Annotated in this window: 3 protein-coding genes; 1 reads left to right on the forward strand and 2 read right to left on the reverse strand. The window is 33.9% G+C overall.

Annotated features, from left to right (window positions below):
- A partial coding sequence (locus E1171_RS05570; RefSeq protein WP_155204902.1) for an ATP-binding protein occupies positions 1-1,173 on the forward strand: 1,173 nt, incomplete at its 5' end.
- 432 nt (positions 1,174-1,605) lie between these two features.
- Here E1171_RS05570 and E1171_RS05575 read toward each other — a convergent pair.
- Both E1171_RS05575 and E1171_RS05580 read right to left on the reverse strand, forming a co-directional pair.
- Positions 1,606-2,781 carry an Acg family FMN-binding oxidoreductase gene (locus E1171_RS05575; protein WP_155204904.1) on the reverse strand — a complete coding sequence of 392 codons (1,176 nt, stop codon included), beginning with the start codon at positions 2,779-2,781 and terminating at the stop codon, positions 1,606-1,608.
- Between the two features lie 608 nt (positions 2,782-3,389).
- Positions 3,390-3,931 (reverse strand): Crp/Fnr family transcriptional regulator (locus E1171_RS05580; RefSeq protein WP_155204906.1); only part of this gene is annotated, 542 nt, incomplete at its 5' end.

The following is a 3,931-nucleotide window of genomic DNA, read 5'->3' on the forward strand; positions in this document are numbered from 1 at the left end:
GGTTCCCCCCATGATGCCTTGAGGCTTTTAGCAGATGGAAAATACGACTTGGCTTTGGTAAATGAATTTGTGGCGCAAACCATTCAATTTAGACCCGAGTATTCAAATCTAAGATTGACAGGACCTCCCATGAACCCAGCTCCCTTGGCTTTTGCTGCCCATAAAGGGGATACAGTTTTAATCAATAAAATAAATGAAGGGATAGAGATTTTAAAGGCGCAACGGCGCTACATTGATATTTATAACAAATGGTTTTCCATCTACATCCCCCAGGAAGCTTCTCGCTCTTACCATATTATGAAATATGTAAGATGGGTTGTCGGGGGTATTCTTTTGTTATTACTATTGGCAGTTATTGGTATTTTTACTTTAAGACGAATGGTGAAACTCCAAACCAGAGCCATTAAAAAGGAACTGACGGAAAAACAAATTGCTTTAAATGAGTTCCATAAGACAAATAAGGAGCTTGATAATTTTGTTTATAGTATTTCTCATGATATCAATGCGCCTATTGCCTCTGTTCTTGGTCTGGTTAATATTATGAAATACGATGTGAAAGGTCCAGAAGCTGAGGGGTATATTGAAAAAATTGAACATAGTATTGAAAACCTAAGACGATATATAAATGATGTGTTGAATTTTTCAAGAAACAGTAGAGTGGATCTGGTTTTTGAGAAGATCACTTTTTCCACATTGATTAATGAAACTTTTAGTATGCTAAAGTTTCTGCCTTATGTTGAAAAAATTTCTTTTAAATATAAAATTAAGGAGGAAGCGCCTTTTTTCTCTGATAAGTTTCGTTTAAAAACAGTTCTAAATAACTTGCTTTCAAATGCTATAAAATATGCAGATTTTTCTAAACCTAATCCTTATATCTTGGTTAAAATCACTACTGGTGAAGATTCCTGTCATTTGAGTATTGAAGATAATGGGATAGGGATTCCCAAGGATTATCAGGAGCATATTTACAATATGTTTTACCGAGCAACAGAATTAGCTTCAGGTTCTGGAATTGGGCTTTATATCGTGAAAGAGATTTTACAAAAAATTGGAGGAAAGATTGAGTTAGTGTCTGAAGAAGGAAAAGGTAGCACTTTTAACCTTTCAATTCCCAATCAGAAGAAAGCCAATGTCCTTTCTGTAAGGAAAATGAAGGGTTTGTCTGAAACCTGAATGTGTTTCTTTAAAATTGATAGTCCAATCCCAGTCCTTCATAATTGAATTAACTTTTTAGAAAATGGGCATGCCCCTTTTTACCCCTAATAATGTAGTTGTTATTCAATTTTGTGACCTTATGATTTATGGGCTATTCGGCAATTTATAACAAAGTATTTAAAATAAATTCCCTTGGATTAAACAATTGGGCTTGAAAAGAAAAAAGAAAATAAAAGTAGATTTATAGGGTTAAAAGAAAAAAGAAAGGAAAAAATGAAGAAATTAACTCACCGCAACTTAATCCTTAACCAAAAAATAACCCATGTTAAAACTTTTCCATTAGTATAAATAAAAAATACTTTGCCCATACTTTTAAGAACCGTTTTCTTGTAACTGGGCACTCAAGTTAGGGCTGCTGCCCACTTGAATGCCTAATTATATTAGCAATTTTTATTCCTTTAAGTAGTCTTTTACATTTCTTCTATACGATAAATAAGGCTTGTCACCTCTACCAATCCGCACGGCCATTTGTACTTTGCCACCATTAGATATGTTGAAAAGTTTATTGAATTTGGTATTTAGTTTATCCATCTCTTCGTATTCTTGTAATACTTGGGAATAGGGGTGCAAGTACATATTTAATTCAGTAGCAGCTAAATGAAATCTAGCAAAGTCTCTACCTGTTTTTACCCAGTCTAAAGAAGTATTGGAGTCGGTTTTGAAAAACACCAAGCCTTTGGAGCTTTTTATCCCTTTTGTGTACGCTTTTAAACTGGATTCAATTACGCGCTCACTAAACCATCTTTTTGGGTCTCCATTTTTTAAATAACCCTCTAAAATTATTTTTTTTAATCCATCAACTCCAGATTGAGGGACACTTAATCCATCTCGGTTATTTAGACGGTCTTTCTTATTCCATCTCATCCAAATCCGAGTTTCCTCCCAGAGATGTTTAGAAGTGTTTGCTTCAATACGCATAGCATTACTAAAAATATCTAGGAAAGGTTGCATTTTTTTATAATCATTCATAGTAATGATTTCCGAATGTGTTTCACTGACAAGGTTCATGATATGGTTGAACTCCTTAGTTGTTACCATGGGCCCATGGTACGATTTTCTGTTCGTCTGTCGGGTGAAAATGTGAGGAAAAAGCTGACTTTTTTCAATGTTTTCTTTTCTCGATAAAGATATTTGAGCAACTGGTTTTTTCCCTATGTCTTCTAATTCATATGGACCTTCAGGGAAGTAGGTTATTTTGGTCTCGTAACCTATTCCTAAGGCTCCTATTCGCAGTGTTTCAATAAAACATCCACTCCCAATGTGGATTTGTCGTGTTGGTGGATCTGTCGCAGGTAACAATCTGTTTTCATCTATATAAAGAAGCATTTCAACATCAGAAGTTATCCTCATTTTCCAGGCTTGCGTATTATGAGGATTGGGGGCGTTAATTCCAAATGAAATTGCCTTCATTATGGGTTGAGAAAAATCGTCCGCGCTAGGCCTTTTGTTCTTCATATTATTTTGCTTTGTTTGTTTTGATATTCCAGTGATTCCTTTAAAACTTGATAGCAAAGCGACTGCTGTAATCATTGCTCCAGTCTTCACAATAAATTCTTTTCGTTCCATTTTGACATACTTTTATGATGCGTCAAAATTGCCCAATTAAAAAAGTAAAATCCTGAACATTTGTTAAGAAATCATTAGGGATTAAATCGGTTGAAAATTTAATTGTAGATGGTAGAAGGTCAGGTCTAAAAAAGGATTGATTACTTAGCCCAGGAGGAAGGACAAGGTGGAAAAAAGAAAAGGCATATCATAAAAAAATTGCCTGTTACCTACGAAGATGGGGGTATATTATTTCTAAGCCCTTCATATAAATGACTAGTACATGATAAACCAATTTGGGGTGAAAAAAAGGTTGTATTTGAAGACATAAAATTAATAGCAGAATTAGGCTTTTAGGTATAGAAAGGAATTATATGGTGGCTTTTCCTATATAGGAAATCTAAATCTAATAAATTAATAAAGCTCCAAAAGCAGATTAATAAGAGGATTGGTAAAACTAGAGTCAAAGTTGAACATTCATTAGCAGAAGTTAAAATATTAAAAGCCTTCAGAGTAAGGTAAGAACCAAAATTTATAGCTAAAAGGATAGAGTATTTCGGATATCAACTGGGCTTGATTATCTGCGTCTTTGTTTTTGGAGTTCTTTTGTAAATAAATTGTGACACCACTTACGATATGATTTTTTTTCTTATTCGGCTCAAATGCTGTGGTGTAATTCCCAAAAAAGAAGCGGTATATTGTAATGGAACATTAAGGATGATATCAGGATTTTCCAGAAGCATTTGTCTATATCTTTCGTAAGCATCATGGGACTGTAGCATGAGGATTCTTTTTTCCATCATGATAAAGAGATTTTCCGCCATTACTCTTCTCCAAATATGCAGTTTTGGTATTTCACCCGACAATTTTTCCAAATTGCATCTATTAACCATGAGTATTTCTGAATTTTCAATTGCAGCAATGTTTTCTCGCGTTGACGTCTGGGTTAAAAAACTGGTGAAAGAAGAAATAAAAGTATCTGGAAAAGCGAGATGACAAGTAACTTCATCTAAATTCTCATCATCATAATAGTATACTCTTAACATGCCACTTTTTACATATGCTATATGGTGACATATTTGTCCTTCCTTTATTAAATAATCACCCTTTTTTATGGACTTCAGACTAAATGCATTTTCAATTTTTTTTTGTTCATCTTCTGTAAGAATTA

Source organism: Xanthovirga aplysinae (assembly GCF_009711365.1).
Lineage (GTDB): Bacteria > Bacteroidota > Bacteroidia > Cytophagales > Cyclobacteriaceae > Xanthovirga > Xanthovirga aplysinae.

Coding starts and splice junctions, on each gene's coding strand:
- E1171_RS05575 (WP_155204904.1), bottom strand. CDS start 2,781: ATGGAACGAAAAGAATTTATTGTGAAGACTGGAGCAATGATTACAGCA.